The organism is Maritalea sp. S77 (genome assembly GCF_049801075.1).
Lineage (GTDB): Bacteria > Pseudomonadota > Alphaproteobacteria > Rhizobiales > Devosiaceae > Maritalea.
Genome location: NZ_JBNAGG010000006.1, coordinates 47,857 through 61,953 on the forward strand (window position 1 = coordinate 47,857; position 14,097 = coordinate 61,953).

The window sequence follows — 14,097 nt, forward strand, 5'->3', positions numbered from 1 at the left end:
GCTCAAATCTGTTTGATCACACGTGCTGGATTGCCGACGGCCATGCTGTCGGCAGGCACGTCTTTGGTCACCACCGCACCTGCGCCAATCACGGCTCGATCGCCAATGGTTACGCCCGGCAGAATGATTGCGCCTGCGCCAATCCAGCAGCCATTGCCGATGGTGATGGGGGCGGCGAGGTTGACGAAATTCATTCGCTCTGGCTCATCTTCAAACGGATAGACCATGCGTTCGTTCGCGGCGACGGGATGGCCTGCTGCCAAAATCTGTACATTTGGCGCGATCAGCACATCATTGCCGATGGTCACCTTACAGCTGTCCAAAATAACGCAATTGGTGTTGATGAAGACTTTTTCGCCAATTTCAACCATTTCGCCAAAATCGACATAGAAGGGCGGTTCGACCCAAAATTGCTCGCCCGCTTTGCCCAGAATGCTGCGCAAATGCGCCATGCGGGTTTCGTCATCGGGGTGGGCATTGTTGAAGGCATAGCAAGCGCGGCGGGAACGCGCCGCGATTTCACCAAGCTCAGGATCACCTGACAGGGTGTGTTCACCAGCAAGCATACGTTCTTTTACGGAGCGGGACATAACAAGCCTATGGTCTTAAATTGGTTTTATTCACCAATCTTTACGAGGCTTTTTTTGATTTGGCTAGACTGTTTGTTAGGCGGATTTATCAACGACGGTGCCGGTGCCCGGGGCGGGAATGGCTTTCGCATTGGCGAGGCCCTGATCAAGCATATTGATCATGGCTTTTTGCATGTCGTTTGCCGCTTTTACCATCAACAATTGCGCTTGTTCTTGGCGCTGTGCTGATTGCATGGCAACGGCTTGTGTCACCAATGACATATCCATCTGAATTGCCTTCCTAGCGTTCAGTTACAGCCACTCTCGCAAACCAGCCTTAATATTTTACTAATTTGATTGATCAACGCCTTGCTTGACAGGGACGGAATCTTTCTATAACCATAAAGTTATGGAACAGATTGGTTATGGAAATAATCCAGCAAAATTGGATGCAATTTTCTCCGCTTTGGCGGACCCAACACGCCGCGCGATGCTGACACGTTTGGCGGAAGGGGAAGCGTCGGTTGGGGAGTTGGCTGCGCCGTTCCAGATCAGCCAGCCTGCTGTGTCCAAGCATTTGAAGGTGCTTGAAAAAGCTGGGTTGGTGGAGCGCGCCATTGATGAGCAAAGGCGGCCTGCTCGTTTGAAGGCGGAACCCATGGCAGAAGCTGTGGAATGGATGAATTATTTTAAACAGTTTTGGGGCGATAGTTTTGATCAGCTTGATGAATTGCTGGTGAAATTGCAGGCCCAAAAACAGGGAGGAAAAGATGAGTAACCCAGCAGAATATGTGTTTGAACGTGAGTTTGATGCGCCACGGTCATTGGTGTGGAAGACATGGACCAATCCAGAGCTATTGGCGCGATGGTATGGCCCGAATATTGAGACGAAAATTCACCAATTTGATCTTAAGCCCGGCGGCGAGTGGCGCAACGAAATGGTGATGGGTGAAAAATCTGACCTTTCGGTGATGAAATTTCAAGAAGTCGTGCCGGAAGAAAAAATTGTGTGGCACCATTGTTCGGCCGATAGGGATTGGAATGTTGTTTCCAGCCCCATGATGCCCAATTGGCCCAAGGTCTTGCACACAACAGTGAGCTTTGAAGATGTGGGCACCAAAACGAAAGTCACGTTGGTACAAGTGCCTTTGGATGCGACACCAGAAGAAAATGAAACCTTCGCCAATATGATGCGCGGCATGGATAATGGTTGGGGCTCCGGCTATAAAATTATCGATCAAATTTTGGACGAATTGCAGAACGCATAAGTCTGGATTGATATTACGAATATCAAGGCGCACTTTCGGTGCGCCTTTTTTGTTGGCCAGTTCGCCCTCGCGATCTATGCGGACATTTTAGGCGACGGGATTCAATATGCTCCTAGCCTCCCAGCCTTTTTGCTTCCATGTTCCGCGCCCCAAAATCACTTGCCAAACTCACACCTTTATATTATGACTGACGAGTTAGTTATTTTAGAAGATGGGCATAATGCGAATAGATTGGGAACCACCAGCGCCGCGAAGTGGGCTATCAGGCAGCTGGGATAAGTTTGTAGGGCCGGGCGCAACACCGGCTGAAGAATTGGTGCAGTTGGGTTTAGGTGCGGTGATTGCAGCAGCATTGATTGCACTGTTCTGGCAGGGAGCAACGCCCGACCACAGCAATTGGCATTGGGTCTTTGTGATTATTTTGGCGCTGGATATTGGTGGTGGCATTGTCACCAATGCAACGTCTGCAGCGAAGCGTTGGTATCATCGTATAGGACATGGCAAGCGACAGCACTTTTTGTTTGTCTGCGCGCATCTGTTGCATTTGGGGTTGGCGGCGATGCTGTTTGCTGAAAATCCGTTTGTGTTTTTCGCCATAGCAGCGCTGGCATTGTTGTTCGGCACATTGATCATTTTGTTTGCGCCACTTTATTTGCAACGCCCGATTGCGTTTGGGGTGGCGACCTTGTTTGTTCTGCTCGCATTCCTGCCAATTATGGTGCTGTCGAATTTGAACTGGCTTCTGCCTTTGCTGGCACTAAAGTTGTTGCTTGGTCATCTTGTGAAAGAAGCGCCATTTCAACCGGAGAGTTAAATGTCTGTTGAGATTAGAATTTGGGACGGTGAAAGGCGGTGGGCGTTGGCGCAGATGTTTGCCCGCGCCTTTGCGCACGACCAAGCGATGGTGTCTTTGGTCAATGCCAATGAGGACAACGCGGTGGAACGGCTCACTACTTGGTTTGATCTCACCCTAAATGCATGGCCGCCATCGCAGGTGCTTGTGGTCTATGAAGGGGAAGAATTTGTTGCGGGCACTATCTTTAGCCTCGGCAATCATGCGCCGCCCTTGCGATTTTTGCTGCGCTGGTTTTGGCAGCAATGGCGGGCATTCGGCTTTAACGTACCACTGCATATGGTGCAACATGAGCGAAAGCGTTTCAAAATCTATCCGCACACATCTGCGTTGGTTATTGAATTTGTGGCGGTGGATCAGCGCGCGCGGGGAAAAGGGCTCGCTGGGCGTTTGTTTGATGCAGTTTATGGGTTGGTCGAACGGCCAGCAAACGTAGCGCTGGAAACGGGAAATCCGCAAAATGTGGTGATTTATCAACATATGGGCTATCAGGTGGTTGCGCGCTATGAAGATGATGGCGTTGAATATGTCGTGATGACCAAATCGCTTAGTGAGGAAACATAATGCCCCGCCCCAATATGAGCGCGAAGCGGATTCCCCAAATACTTGATGCCGCGATGTTGGTGTTTTCTAGAAATGGCTTGCAGTCTGCCAAGCTGGAGGAAGTGGCGTTAGCTGCCGGGGTGAGCAAGGCCACCATCTATCTATATTTTAAGAGCAAAGATGATTTGATTTCGGCGCTGATGAAGCGCTTTTTCGAACAAAACATGGACGTGTTGCATCATTTGCGGCAAACCGAAGGTGACTTTCGGCAGGTTTTGATGGAATGGATCGACCAGACGGAAGAAGTGCTGGCGGAAAATGATGTGTTTGTCGCGATCGGTTTGGAATTCTATTCATTTGCAGGCCGTGATGCGCAAGCGAAAGAGATGGTGCGGGGCTTCTTTTTAGAATATCAGCAGCTGCTCACTGAAATGATTGAGACGGCTCTTTTGAAGAAGCGCAAGCCAACTGATATTGCGCCGCAAATTGCATTTGGCCTGATTACGCAGTTTGAAGGCGCAAATTTGATCGGCTCGCTGATCAAATGGGAACCTGGCTTGTATAGCAAAATGAAAACCAATATGGGATTGCTGCTGGATGGCGCTGGGCTTTAAGCTTTGTCCCTAGCCTTGGAAGATTTTTACTTCCGGGCGCTTGAGCAAAAACACAAGGGCCATGCCTGTAAGAACGCCGCCAATATGGGCCCACCATGCAACCGAATCGGTTTGCGGCAAAATCACATAGACAAATTGCATGATGATCCAGGCGCCGAGCACCCAAAGCGCTGGAATGGGTAAAGGTAGCGGGATGATGATCCGCGCCAGCACATAAACCCGCACTTTTGGATAGAGCAAGATATAGGCCCCGATGACGCCTGCGACAGCACCGGACGCGCCGACCAGTGGCGAGAGGTCGCCTTGAAACATGAGGAAATGCAATCCTGCGCCGCCCGCTGCACAAAGTAAATAAAACAGCAAATAGCGGAAATGGCCGAGTGCATCCTCAATATTGTCGCCAAACACCCATAAAAACAGCATGTTAGACAGAAGGTGCAGCCAATCCCCGTGCAGGAACGCATAGGTGATAAAAGTGAATTCATCCGGCACAAATGGAATCTGGTCAATCCGGCCATCGGCGAACCAATAGGGCACCATGGCGAATGTCGCGATCACATAATTCTCCGCATTTTGCGGCAGGATATATTGAATGGTGAAGGCAAGCGTCGTGATGAGAATCAGGCCATAATTCACATAAGGCTTGATGACGAAGCGTTTTGGGTTTTGGTCATATAGGGGCAAAAACATAAACGCTTCGCTTTGTCAGTGTGTCGGGGCGCGCCTTAACGGTGCTTGCCCGGTGTCCATAAGATATCGCTTTTGCCATTATCATTGGCAATGCGCGACAAGACAAACAATAAATCCGACAGACGATTGAGATATTTGATCGCCTCTGCATTCACGTCGGCTTCTTGCGCCTTCAATTCGATGGCGTCGCGTTCTGCGCGGCGCACGATTGTACGGGCCAAATGCAGATGAGCGGCCAACGCCGAACCGCCGGGCAGGGTGAAGCTTTTGATGGGCGCTAGATGCTCATTGAATTGGTCTATGGTTTCTTCCAGCCAAGTCACCTGGCTTGCGATGATCCGCAGCGGTTCAAAGCCCAAATCCTCACCTGTGTCAGGGGTTGCCAAGTCTGACCCGAGGTCAAAGAGGTCATTTTGCACGCGCAAGATCACCTTATCCATTTCCTTATGATCTGCGGTGTGTAAGCGCACCAACCCAAGGGCGGAGTTTGCCTCGTCCACGGTACCATAGGCGGCCACGCGCAGATCGAACTTTGGACGGCGCGGGCCAACAACTAAGCCTGTTGTGCCGTCATCGCCGGTTTTGGTGTAAATCTTATTCAGTTTGACCATTTTCGCCTCCTATTTGGGTGCAAAAAAGAATGCTGCAATAAACAAAAGCAACAGCGCAACAGCTTGGGCAATCACCCGTGCGCGCATTAGTTTTTGGCTGAGATTTGGGTTGCCGCCTCGGAACATATTGATCAGGCCAGCACCAAGAATGATCGCGACCACGGCGATGGCCGCAAAAATGAGATAGTTGAGTATTTGATCCATCATCAATCTTTTTGGTTAGGTGATTTGGTGGCTAGTATAGGGGATAAGTTCCTTGGCCAATAGGTCATAAATGACGCGGATGCGCTTTGCGCGATGCACTTCCTTGTGGGCGGCGACCCACATTTCCATGGGGGGGATTTGCAACTCTGGCACCAGCCGCACCATGCCCGGTGTGCTATCAATCAGGCTTTTCTGGGCGAAGGAGACGCCTAGCCCTTGCGTTGCCATTTGCCAAATGGCGGTTTGGCTGTCGGTGCGAATGGTGAAGTCTTCGCGTTTAAGCTCAAACCCGATCATGCGGGCAATTTTGATAATATCTTCCTGCCGATCGAGCCCCAATAATTCATGGCTGAATAGATCATTGATGGTTTCTGGCGTCCCATGCTGCTGGAGATAGGATTGGTGGGCGCAGGCGCAAAGGGGCACAAGGCCGATCTTCTTCGCGACCACATCCAATTGGCTGGGGCGGAACATGCGGATGGCAATATCTGCTTCGCGCAGCAAAAGATTTTCAGCCGAATCGGACGGAACAATTTCCAATTGAATGGTGGGGTAGGTTTGCCGTGCCTTTTTCAAAATGCCGGGCAAAATATGATGGGAAAGCACTTGTGATGCTGTGATCCGCACGGTGCCGTCCAGCATTTGGGTGCTGCCGCTGGCCATCAATTGCGCCTCAGCCAGTGCAGACTTTGCGCCGCGCACAGAATTGAGCATTTGATGCGCCAAAGGGGTTGGGTTTAAGCCGCGGCCGGTACGGTCAAACAAAACCGCGCTCAGGCTGTTTTCCAATTCTTCGATATGGCGGCCAATGGTGGGTTGGGAGGCGCCCAGTTTACGTGCAGCCGCTGAAAGAGAGCCTTCCTCCATCACCGCGAGAAAGGATCGCCACAAAAACCAGTCAGGTTCAATTGTCGTGGTATTCATATTTGAATATCTCAAATGCGGTTTCAGTCAATTTTCATTTGAATATGAATATATCATCTTAGTCCCATCAGCAATGAAGGGATTTTGAAAATGACTGAGAACAGCACGCAAACAGTTTCTATTCTGGGCATTAATGGACGCATTGGCCAATTTGCCGCCAAGGCATTTATCGATGCCGGGTGGCAAGCGAAGGGCTTTGGCCGTGAAAATCGCGCACCATTTGATGGCTTTGAATTTGTGAAGGGCGACGGCTTTAATCTGCAAGATGTGCAACGCGCCGTTTCTGGTGCAGAAGTGGTGGTGCACGCGCTTAACCTGCCCTATGACAAATGGGCAGATAAGGAAAAGGGTGCGGTGGTGCTCAATCGGGTGGTGATTGAGGCGATGAAAGGCAGCGGCAAGACGCTCATCTTTGCTGGCAATGTTTATAATTATGGTGCGAAGGACCATCGGCTAACGCCGGATTTGCCGCAAACCCCTGCCACGGACAAGGGCGACATTCGGGTGCAGATGGAGAAAGAGTTGGTTGAGGCCGGGCGAGCCTATAATTTCCAAGTGATTGTGATCCGCGCCAGTGATTATTTTGGACCTGATGCGACGGGTAGTTGGTTTGATTTGGCGATTGCGCGGGAGTTTAACAAGGGTAAAATCACACGGATTTGTGATGGTAAAACCAAGCATAGCTGGGCCTATCTGCCAGATTTAGGTCGTGCATTTGAAAAGGTTGCTGCGCAGCGCGATCAATTGGGTGCCTATGAGAATTTCCATTTTGCGGGCTACCGTGCGACAGGTGACGAATTGATTACTTTGATCCAAGCTGCCTTGCCGACGCCTTATAAGGTGGTGCAATTGCCGTGGTGGGTGTTCAACGCCATGGCGGTTTTCAACCCTATGATGCGGGAAATTGTGAAAATGCGCTATCTGTGGCAGGAGCCACATGAATTGGTGGACCCCAAACTGGATGCGATTTTAGGCCCGGATTTTGGCACGCCGTTTGATCGCGCCGTGGCGGAAACAACTTATAGTCTGTTGCCCGAACATGAATTGGCGAAAATCAAGGCTAAGCGTGCAGCTTAGTCCAAGCCGATGGCGGCGCGTACTTGGTGCGCGCTCCAGCCTTGCGCGCGCAGCTCCTTGAGGCTTTGTGCCTTTTTTGATTTGGACAGTTTTTCCGCCGCTTCATCGCGGATTAAATCATGGTGATGATAGAGCGGTTCGGGCAGATCAAAGAGTTTTTGCAACACACGATGGATCGATGTGGCAGCATATAGATCTTTGCCGCGGGTGATGTGGGTGATCTGTTGGGCGGCATCGTCTATCACCACGCTCAGATGATAGGAGGTTGGCGTATCCTTTCGCACCAAAATCACATCGCCCCAATTCATGGGATCAGCTTCAATGGTGCTGATTGTTTCAAGGTCGGCGTGAAGTTCACGCCATGTCAAAGCGCCGGTTTCCACTAGCGCTTTTTTCATATCCAGCCGCCAACTGTGCGGGATATTTTGCGCCAGTTTCTCTTCAACTTCGCTAGATGATAAATGGCGGCAGGTGCCTGGATAAATCGGCGCGCCGTCAGGATCGGTTTGGCCACTGGCATTTTTGCGAATATCTTTGCGGCTGCAAAAGCAGGGATAGATTAGGTCGCGCTGCCTTAGGGTGTCGGCAGCAGTACGATAGCGGTCGAAATGATCAGATTGTTTTTCTGGCGTGCCTTCAAATTCAAAGCCAATCCACTCCAAATCGGCAAGCATTTGAGACAGGAGTTCTGGTGTACAGCGGCCTTGATCAATATCTTCAATGCGCAGCAAGGTTTTTCCGTTAAATTGGCGCGCAATTTTGTTGGTCAGCAGCGCAGAATAGGCGTGACCTAAATGTAAATGGCCATTGGGGCTGGGCGCAAAGCGGAAAACGGGTTGTGTTTTTGCTGTCATAAGTCAAAGCTATTGAAAAGTTGCTTTCTTCATACACGAGCGAACGCCATGCATAAAGAACGATTGAAAAGCCGCGCGGCTTTAGAGGCGCATTTGGATGGGTTGGCTGCGTGCGATCCGCGCTTGAAATCTGTGATCGCCGACTGCGGCGAAGTGCCATTGCGCGAGTCGACCGATGGGTTTGAAGGCATGGCCAAGATTGTGGTGGGGCAGCAGGTGTCTGTTGCTGCCGCGTCTGCCATTTGGGGGCGCTTTGCAGCGCTTATGGAAAATGTGTGTGCCGCTGAGTTTTTAACTCATCCTGAAGAAAAAGTGCGTGGTGCCGGGCTGTCGGCCAGTAAATTTCGCACCCTGTGCGTTGTGGCAGAGGCTGAGCAATCTGGCGCGCTGCAGTTTGACCAGCTTGTGCATTTGCCGCCTCAGGAGGCGATTGAACAACTCACCAAGCTGAAGGGCATTGGCCCATGGACGGCAGAAATCTATTTGCTGTTTTGCTTGGGGCACCCCGATATTTTCCCCGCGGGTGATTTGGCGTTGCAAAAAATGGTGGGGCATATCAATGGGCTTGAAGATGTGCCAAAAGAAAAAGAAACGCGCGAGCTAACAGAAATCTGGTCGCCCTATCGCGGGGCGGCATCGCGATTAATGTGGCGCTATTTCGCTGTGCTGAAAGATAAAGAAGGTATTGTTTTATGAGTTCATCACTTGAATTGTCTGGCCCCACTTTGGCCCCTGCAAATGGGGCGCCTGCAAAAAAGCTTGTGATTTTGCTGCATGGATATGGTTCAGATGGGCAAGATCTAATCGGGCTTGGGCAATATTGGGCGAATGCCTTTCCGCATGTGGGATTTTATTCGCCCAATGCACCGCATCGATGCGGCATGAACCCGATGGGGTATGAATGGTTTCCGCTTAATGTGGAGCGGATCGGCGCAGATTATACGCGCGGCGCAGAAAGCGCTTATCCGACTGTGCGTGACTATGTGTTGGCGCGGACTGAAGAAGCAGGGCTGAAGCTTGGCGATGTGGTTCTTGCTGGCTTTTCCCAAGGGGCGATGATGGCGCTTTACACCGGTTTGCGGTTTGAAACGCCGCTGGCGGGCATCCTTGCCTTCTCCGGCAAAATGGTTGATGTGGAAAATGCGGCTGACGCCATTAAATCCAAACCGCCTGTTTGCCTTGTGCATGGCGAAGTTGATGATGTTGTGCCGATTGCTGGCAGTGTTGAGGCTGCGTCTGCTTTGGAAGCGCAAGGGCTTGATGTGCGTTTGAAGAAATGTCCGGGCACAGGACATGGTATTTCCATGGATGGGCTTGAATTTGCCGCAGAGTTTTTAAGCAAGCAATTGAGTTGATGGGCTGATTTCTATAGCAGTGCAAAGCAGCATCGTCGTAAAAATGGAACAAAGACTTCACATATATGACATGTTCTGCCTACAATAGTTAAGGCAAGTTCATAACGAGTGATTCCATTTTAAGGAGGAAGGCGTGACCCTGCATGTGTCACCCGAATCTCTTCCGGCGCTGGTACTCAATGCTGACTATCGGCCCCTGAGTTATTATCCACTGTCTCTATGGTCCTGGCAGGACGCGATTAAAGCTGTTTGCCTTGAACGTGTGAACATTGTTTCCAACTATGATCGGGTGATCAAAAGCCCAAGTTTTGAGATGCAACTGCCTAGCGTGGTGAGCCTCAAATCCTATGTAAAGCCAACAGGTAATCCCGCCTTTACGCGCTTTAATGTGTTTTTGCGCGATCATTTTGAATGTCAATATTGTCATTCAAAGGATGATCTGACCTTTGATCATTTGATCCCGCGCTCACGGGGTGGGCGCACCACTTGGGACAATGTGGTGACAGCCTGTTCGCCCTGTAATTTGCGCAAAGCCAATAAGATGCCGAAAGACATCAATATGTGGCCGACGCAAATGCCTTATCGGCCGACCACTTTTGATTTGCAGGCCAATGGCCGCAAATTTCCACCCAACCATTTGCATGAGAGTTGGATGGATTATCTTTATTGGGATATTGAGCTCGAGCCTTAGGCGATTTTTTGCACGCTCTTTTTGGTCGCCAGCGCAAAGATAGCGGCAATGACCAGCGACACGATTGCGTTCATGCCGGCAAAGCTGAGGCCGAAGAAGCGCACGCTTGCGCGGTCACATGGCACGACGCGTGAGCCGTCAATATCGCTTAGCTGGTCAAGGCTGATGCCGCCGCCAATGCCGGTGCAGGTATCTGGTCCCGGCCAAAAACCCCATTCCACACCTGCGTGATAGCCCGCTTGATAAGTGCTCCACAAAAAGATGATCAACATGGCCGAGACCAGTGTAGTGATCATGATTTTTGAGAGCTTTTTCCAAAAAATCAGCGCCAGCAGCAAAATCGGGATGGCAACGTAATAGGGATTGCGCTGGGCATAGCACAATTCGCAGGGCTGGTAATTCATCACATATTGGAAGAAATAGACGCTGATAATTGTCAGTGTCGACAGGCCAAAACCTAAGACGGTAAGATTTTTCACACTTAGATTGTTCATGGCCTATTTTCCCCCATTAGAACAAGAATTTGACAGCTATAAAGCCACCCACCAGCAAGGCGCAGCCCAAAAAGAACATGAGGCCCAAGCGTTTTTCGATGAATTCTTTGATGGGTGGGCCGAAGAAATAAAGAAGCCCCGCCACAATGAAAAAGCGCAGGCCGCGCGCTACTATGGAAGACAAGATAAATATGGGCAGATTAAGGCCAGTTGCGCCAGAGGCGATGGTGATCACTTTATAGGGGAAAGGTGTGAGGCCAAAAACGAAGACAATCAGCAAACCCCATTCGTTGAAAGCTTCTTGGAAAGCCTCGAATTTATGCCAATAGCCATAAAGTTCGAGGATGGGTTGTGCCACGGCTTCCAGCAAAAAAGCGCCAATGAAATAACCCAATAGACCGCCGAGAACGGAGGTGATGGTGCAGATGAGTGCAAAGCGCCATGCGGATTCGCGTTTGGCGAGCACCATGGGAATCAACATGATGTCTGGGGGAATCGGGAAGAAAGAACTTTCCGCAAATGAAATTGCGCCCAACGCCTTTGGCGCATCTTTTGAGGCGCCTAATGCCAAGACCCAGTCATAAAGTTTTCTAATCACGCATGCATCCTTAAATTCTGCCCGAGAAATCGGGTGAAAAGTGGGTTTAGATGTAAAGAGTTTCAATTTAGTGTCAATCAGTGATTGACGGGGGCGAAACTTTACGATATTTCGCATGCCCAACACCTTAGTGCGGGTGTGGCGGAACTGGTAGACGCGCGGGATTCAAAATCCCGTTCCTTCGGGAGTGGGGGTTCGATTCCCTCCACCCGCACCAATATATCTCTTCTTTAAATTTCTCCTAAAACACAAATAAAACAAACGCTTGTCGCGTTGGGTTTTGTTTTGCGCTGCGTTTGCACTTTTTGTGCGTGCGAAGGCTGCATCTGGCCTTCATGTGCTGTTCAGGTTCACTTCTTTATGTGAGAGGCAGAGCCAATTGGCTCGGTAAATATGCGACGGAAAACAGGGCGTTTTGGTGATCCTTGGCCATAAATTCGAAGCCTTTATGGAACCGAACTCCCCGCGAAACATTCTTATATGGACATCTGCATATCAGATCATATGCAGAATTGTGACATGCGAGACAGGTTGTTTCGGCGAGCCCGCATATGAGTCGGATGACTTCTCGAAACCATAAGGAGCGTGCCAATGCGCAACGCGATTTTGAAGAATACCATGCTGGCGATGTTGAGCATCGCGCCTATGCAAGCCATAGCACAGGATGCACCCAACCAGGACGTGCCAGCCCAAGAAGCCCCAGCTGAAGAAACACAAGCAACTGAAGCACCTGCACAAGATATGCAGGACCAAGCTGGGGTTGCTGAACTGATGGTGGCGTATGAACAATATGCTGAAGCACGGATCAATCTTACCGAAGTGCAGGCCGACGGTGGCGATGTCGCCGTTGCTGCCAGCAATTTGGGTATGGCACGTGAAAATTTGAGCGATGCATGCCGTGTTTTAGAGGCACCTGATCTGGCGACTTGTTTGGATCAATATATTCCACCGGAAATGCGCCTGCCAGATGATTTGGCGCCGATCGATATCGAGCCAACCCCAGAAGCTGAAGCGGAAGTGCCGGTTGAGACGCAATCTGAACCTGAACCGGTGATGGAAAGCGACCCTGAGCCAGTGATGGAAAGCGAAGAGGCCGCGCCTGAAGCTAATGCAGAAAGTGACGCACAGACAGAAGTGCAAGCGGATGCGGAAGCTGTTGAAGAGCCTGTAAGTGAAGAGGCGCCGGTTGAAAGCCAAGATGAAATGAGCGCTGATGACAGTGCGCCGGAACTTATCGCGGCGTATGAGGCATATGCGGCTGCACGTATTTCATCCACTCAAGCTGATGCGGCTGGCGAAGACAGTTCAGCGGCAGCGGATGCTGTGCTTAATGCGCGTTTAGACCTTGAAGCAATTTGTGCTGAGTTGGGCGCGCCGGACCTTGCAGCGTGCCTAGATGAATATGTGCCTGCTGAGATGCGTTTGCCAAATGATTTGGCACCGCTTGAGATGAATTCCGGTGAGGCCACTTCAGAGGAGCAGACGCAAGAAGCTGATGTTCAGGAAGGCGAACAGGCGGCTACTGAAGGCGAAGTAGCGCCTGTAGAAGAGCAGCCAACTGAGCCGTTGGAGCAAGTTGAAGGCGAGGAAACATCTGAAGAAGACGTTGCCCCTGTGCTTGATAGTGCGAAGGAAGAGCCTGCGCCCGTGCCTGCTGAAGAAGCTGAAACGGATGCAAATGCTGAGGCAGAAACCGATGGTGAAACTGCGGTTGAAACAGACGCTGATGCTGAGGTGAAAGCCGATGCGCCACCGCCACAGGATGATGCTGAAGCCCAAGCGGAAGCTGCGCCGAAAGAAATTACTTCAATCACCGCGGAAGAAGGTGAGCGGGTTTCTGAGGAAGAGAAAGTTGAAGCTGCCGCGGCACGCAGTGCGCCTAAAGATGCGAAAGTTGTGCAGGAAAACGACTCTGATTTCCGGATTGTGTTCCAGTTCAACAACCAGGTGATTGTCGAGAACAAAGATAATGAGCGGTTGGAGCAAGGCTCTGACGAGACTTATATCGAGCGTTTGCGCAATGGCCGCACCCGCGAAACCATTGTGCGTGCTGATGCCACAGAAATCGTGACCATCTACAACCGCAATGGGGACATTATTCGCCGCTCGCGTTTTGCGCCAGATGGTCGTGAATATGTGCTTGTCTATGTGGACGAGACCTATGAGGAAGACTTGCTGGAATGGCGTGACCCTGCACTTGATCTTGGTCCATTGCGTCTCGATATCCCAGTGTCAGAATATGTGTTGGATGCAGACGAGGCAGATGAAGACGAGTTGGTTCAATTCCTTGATCAGCCGCCACTGGAACGTGTGCAGCGTCTATATTCCATCAATGAAGTAAAACGCTCTGCGCGTATTCGGGATATGGTGCGTCGCCTAGAGGTCGGTGGTCTGACCTTTGATACAGCGAAAGCCACGATCTCTACCAATCAAATCGATAGTTTGACCAATGTGGCCAATGCGATGCTTGATTTGTTGGATGAAAACCCTGCGGAAACCTTCTTGATTGAAGGGCACACGGACGCTGTTGGTGGTGAGGTTTACAACCTTGAGCTGTCAGACCGTCGTGCGGAGACCGTCGCGGTGATCTTGACCCAGGCCTTCGGCATTCCGCCAGAGAACTTGGCAACCCAAGGCTATGGCGAGCGCTATTTGAAAGTGCGTACGCAAGAAGCGGACCGTCGGAACAGACGGGTGACCATTAAGCGGATTACGCCGCTGGTCTCCCCCGTTGCCCGCCGCTAAATGAAAT

19 protein-coding genes and 1 tRNA gene are annotated in these 14,097 nt (G+C 50.8%); 11 read left to right on the forward strand and 9 right to left on the reverse strand.

The features are described from left to right. Nucleotides 1–2 precede the first annotated feature (2 nt). Nucleotides 3–590, reverse strand: coding sequence for a sugar O-acetyltransferase (locus tag ACP15Y_RS15760; RefSeq protein WP_424984071.1), 588 nt, complete (start codon nt 588–590; stop codon nt 3–5). A gap of 75 nt (nt 591–665) precedes the next feature. After that, nucleotides 666–857, reverse strand: a complete 192-nt coding sequence (locus ACP15Y_RS15765) for a hypothetical protein (protein WP_424984072.1) — start codon at nt 855–857, stop codon at nt 666–668. A 121-nt stretch (nt 858–978) separates the two neighbouring features. Between ACP15Y_RS15765 and ACP15Y_RS15770 the strand changes: the two genes are divergently transcribed. The 5 genes from ACP15Y_RS15770 to ACP15Y_RS15790 all read left to right on the forward strand — a co-directional run bounded on the left by ACP15Y_RS15770 (nt 979) and on the right by ACP15Y_RS15790 (nt 3,847). Beyond that, nucleotides 979–1,347, forward strand: a complete 369-nt coding sequence (locus tag ACP15Y_RS15770) for an ArsR/SmtB family transcription factor (protein ID WP_424984073.1) — start codon at nt 979–981, stop codon at nt 1,345–1,347. Then, complete coding sequence (locus tag ACP15Y_RS15775) at nt 1,340–1,837, forward strand: SRPBCC family protein (RefSeq protein ID WP_424984074.1); 498 nt, start codon at nt 1,340–1,342, stop codon at nt 1,835–1,837. Before ACP15Y_RS15770 ends, ACP15Y_RS15775 begins: the two co-directional genes overlap by 8 nt. Before the next feature lie 220 nt (nt 1,838–2,057). Beyond that, complete coding sequence (locus ACP15Y_RS15780) at nt 2,058–2,651, forward strand: hypothetical protein (protein ID WP_424984075.1); 594 nt, start codon at nt 2,058–2,060, stop codon at nt 2,649–2,651. Continuing rightward, nucleotides 2,652–3,254 (forward strand): GNAT family N-acetyltransferase, encoded by a 603-nt coding sequence (locus ACP15Y_RS15785; protein WP_424984076.1) that lies wholly within the window; start codon nt 2,652–2,654, stop codon nt 3,252–3,254. Continuing rightward, the gene (locus tag ACP15Y_RS15790) at nt 3,254–3,847 is read left to right on the forward strand and encodes a TetR/AcrR family transcriptional regulator (RefSeq protein ID WP_424984077.1); all 594 of its coding nucleotides are present in this window, start codon (nt 3,254–3,256) and stop codon (nt 3,845–3,847) included. Before ACP15Y_RS15785 ends, ACP15Y_RS15790 begins: the two co-directional genes overlap by 1 nt. A gap of 9 nt (nt 3,848–3,856) precedes the next feature. Here ACP15Y_RS15790 and ACP15Y_RS15795 read toward each other — a convergent pair whose 3' ends face one another. From ACP15Y_RS15795 to ACP15Y_RS15810, 4 genes are read right to left on the reverse strand one after another with little or no spacing between them, the layout of a single operon-like run. After that, a complete protein-coding gene (locus ACP15Y_RS15795) occupies nt 3,857–4,537 on the reverse strand; it encodes a rhomboid family intramembrane serine protease (protein WP_424984078.1) in 681 nt (226 codons plus the stop codon). 35 nt (nt 4,538–4,572) lie between these two features. Next, on the reverse strand, nt 4,573–5,148 hold the full coding sequence (locus ACP15Y_RS15800) for a cob(I)yrinic acid a,c-diamide adenosyltransferase (RefSeq protein WP_424984079.1): 576 nt from the start codon (nt 5,146–5,148) through the stop codon (nt 4,573–4,575). 9 nt (nt 5,149–5,157) lie between these two features. Then, on the reverse strand, nt 5,158–5,355 hold the full coding sequence (locus tag ACP15Y_RS15805; protein ID WP_342775948.1) for a twin transmembrane helix small protein: 198 nt from the start codon (nt 5,353–5,355) through the stop codon (nt 5,158–5,160). A gap of 12 nt (nt 5,356–5,367) precedes the next feature. Next, a complete protein-coding gene (locus ACP15Y_RS15810) occupies nt 5,368–6,276 on the reverse strand; it encodes a LysR family transcriptional regulator (RefSeq protein ID WP_424984080.1) in 909 nt (302 codons plus the stop codon). A 90-nt stretch (nt 6,277–6,366) separates the two neighbouring features. On the opposite strand from ACP15Y_RS15810, the gene ACP15Y_RS15815 reads away from it, so the two are divergent. Beyond that, a complete protein-coding gene (locus tag ACP15Y_RS15815) occupies nt 6,367–7,353 on the forward strand; it encodes an NAD-dependent epimerase/dehydratase family protein (RefSeq protein ID WP_424984081.1) in 987 nt (328 codons plus the stop codon). Here the strand turns inward: ACP15Y_RS15815 and gluQRS are convergent. After that, nucleotides 7,350–8,207 carry a tRNA glutamyl-Q(34) synthetase GluQRS gene (gene gluQRS / locus ACP15Y_RS15820; protein ID WP_424984082.1) on the reverse strand — a complete coding sequence of 286 codons (858 nt, stop codon included), beginning with the start codon at nt 8,205–8,207 and terminating at the stop codon, nt 7,350–7,352. The two genes, ACP15Y_RS15815 and gluQRS, sit on opposite strands and share 4 nt — an antisense overlap. A 48-nt stretch (nt 8,208–8,255) precedes the next feature. Between gluQRS and ACP15Y_RS15825 the strand changes: the two genes are divergently transcribed. From ACP15Y_RS15825 to ACP15Y_RS15835, 3 genes are all read left to right on the forward strand, one after another. Next, entirely contained in the window at nt 8,256–8,903 is a 648-nt protein-coding gene (locus ACP15Y_RS15825) for a DNA-3-methyladenine glycosylase family protein (protein ID WP_424984083.1), read from the forward strand. Continuing rightward, on the forward strand, nt 8,900–9,562 hold the full coding sequence (locus ACP15Y_RS15830; protein ID WP_424984084.1) for an alpha/beta hydrolase: 663 nt from the start codon (nt 8,900–8,902) through the stop codon (nt 9,560–9,562). The genes ACP15Y_RS15825 and ACP15Y_RS15830 overlap by 4 nt, the downstream gene beginning before the upstream one ends. A 133-nt stretch (nt 9,563–9,695) precedes the next feature. Continuing rightward, the gene (locus ACP15Y_RS15835) at nt 9,696–10,253 is read left to right on the forward strand and encodes an HNH endonuclease (protein ID WP_133573277.1); all 558 of its coding nucleotides are present in this window, start codon (nt 9,696–9,698) and stop codon (nt 10,251–10,253) included. Here the strand turns inward: ACP15Y_RS15835 and ACP15Y_RS15840 are convergent. Further along, nucleotides 10,250–10,747, reverse strand: coding sequence for a disulfide bond formation protein B (locus ACP15Y_RS15840; RefSeq protein ID WP_424984085.1), 498 nt, complete (start codon nt 10,745–10,747; stop codon nt 10,250–10,252). The genes ACP15Y_RS15835 and ACP15Y_RS15840 overlap by 4 nt on opposite strands. 16 nt (nt 10,748–10,763) lie before the next feature. Then, complete coding sequence (locus tag ACP15Y_RS15845) at nt 10,764–11,345, reverse strand: YqaA family protein (RefSeq protein ID WP_424984086.1); 582 nt, start codon at nt 11,343–11,345, stop codon at nt 10,764–10,766. Between the two features lie 132 nt (nt 11,346–11,477). On the opposite strand from ACP15Y_RS15845, the gene ACP15Y_RS15850 reads away from it, so the two are divergent. Beyond that, nucleotides 11,478–11,562: transfer RNA gene (locus ACP15Y_RS15850), tRNA-Leu, on the forward strand. 374 nt (nt 11,563–11,936) lie between these two features. Then, on the forward strand, nt 11,937–14,090 hold the full coding sequence (locus tag ACP15Y_RS15855; RefSeq protein WP_424984087.1) for an OmpA family protein: 2,154 nt from the start codon (nt 11,937–11,939) through the stop codon (nt 14,088–14,090). The last annotated feature ends 7 nt before the right edge of the window (nt 14,091–14,097 follow it).

Coding starts and splice junctions, on each gene's coding strand:
- ACP15Y_RS15760 (WP_424984071.1), bottom strand. CDS start 590: ATGTCCCGCTCCGTAAAAGAACGTATGCTTGCTGGTGAACACACCCTG.
- ACP15Y_RS15765 (WP_424984072.1), bottom strand. CDS start 857: ATGGATATGTCATTGGTGACACAAGCCGTTGCCATGCAATCAGCACAG.
- ACP15Y_RS15770 (WP_424984073.1), top strand. CDS start 979: ATGGAACAGATTGGTTATGGAAATAATCCAGCAAAATTGGATGCAATT.
- ACP15Y_RS15775 (WP_424984074.1), top strand. CDS start 1,340: ATGAGTAACCCAGCAGAATATGTGTTTGAACGTGAGTTTGATGCGCCA.
- ACP15Y_RS15780 (WP_424984075.1), top strand. CDS start 2,058: ATGCGAATAGATTGGGAACCACCAGCGCCGCGAAGTGGGCTATCAGGC.
- ACP15Y_RS15785 (WP_424984076.1), top strand. CDS start 2,652: ATGTCTGTTGAGATTAGAATTTGGGACGGTGAAAGGCGGTGGGCGTTG.
- ACP15Y_RS15790 (WP_424984077.1), top strand. CDS start 3,254: ATGCCCCGCCCCAATATGAGCGCGAAGCGGATTCCCCAAATACTTGAT.
- ACP15Y_RS15795 (WP_424984078.1), bottom strand. CDS start 4,537: ATGTTTTTGCCCCTATATGACCAAAACCCAAAACGCTTCGTCATCAAG.
- ACP15Y_RS15800 (WP_424984079.1), bottom strand. CDS start 5,148: ATGGTCAAACTGAATAAGATTTACACCAAAACCGGCGATGACGGCACA.
- ACP15Y_RS15805 (WP_342775948.1), bottom strand. CDS start 5,355: ATGATGGATCAAATACTCAACTATCTCATTTTTGCGGCCATCGCCGTG.
- ACP15Y_RS15810 (WP_424984080.1), bottom strand. CDS start 6,276: ATGAATACCACGACAATTGAACCTGACTGGTTTTTGTGGCGATCCTTT.
- ACP15Y_RS15815 (WP_424984081.1), top strand. CDS start 6,367: ATGACTGAGAACAGCACGCAAACAGTTTCTATTCTGGGCATTAATGGA.
- gluQRS (WP_424984082.1), bottom strand. CDS start 8,207: ATGACAGCAAAAACACAACCCGTTTTCCGCTTTGCGCCCAGCCCCAAT.
- ACP15Y_RS15825 (WP_424984083.1), top strand. CDS start 8,256: ATGCATAAAGAACGATTGAAAAGCCGCGCGGCTTTAGAGGCGCATTTG.
- ACP15Y_RS15830 (WP_424984084.1), top strand. CDS start 8,900: ATGAGTTCATCACTTGAATTGTCTGGCCCCACTTTGGCCCCTGCAAAT.
- ACP15Y_RS15840 (WP_424984085.1), bottom strand. CDS start 10,747: ATGAACAATCTAAGTGTGAAAAATCTTACCGTCTTAGGTTTTGGCCTG.
- ACP15Y_RS15855 (WP_424984087.1), top strand. CDS start 11,937: ATGCGCAACGCGATTTTGAAGAATACCATGCTGGCGATGTTGAGCATC.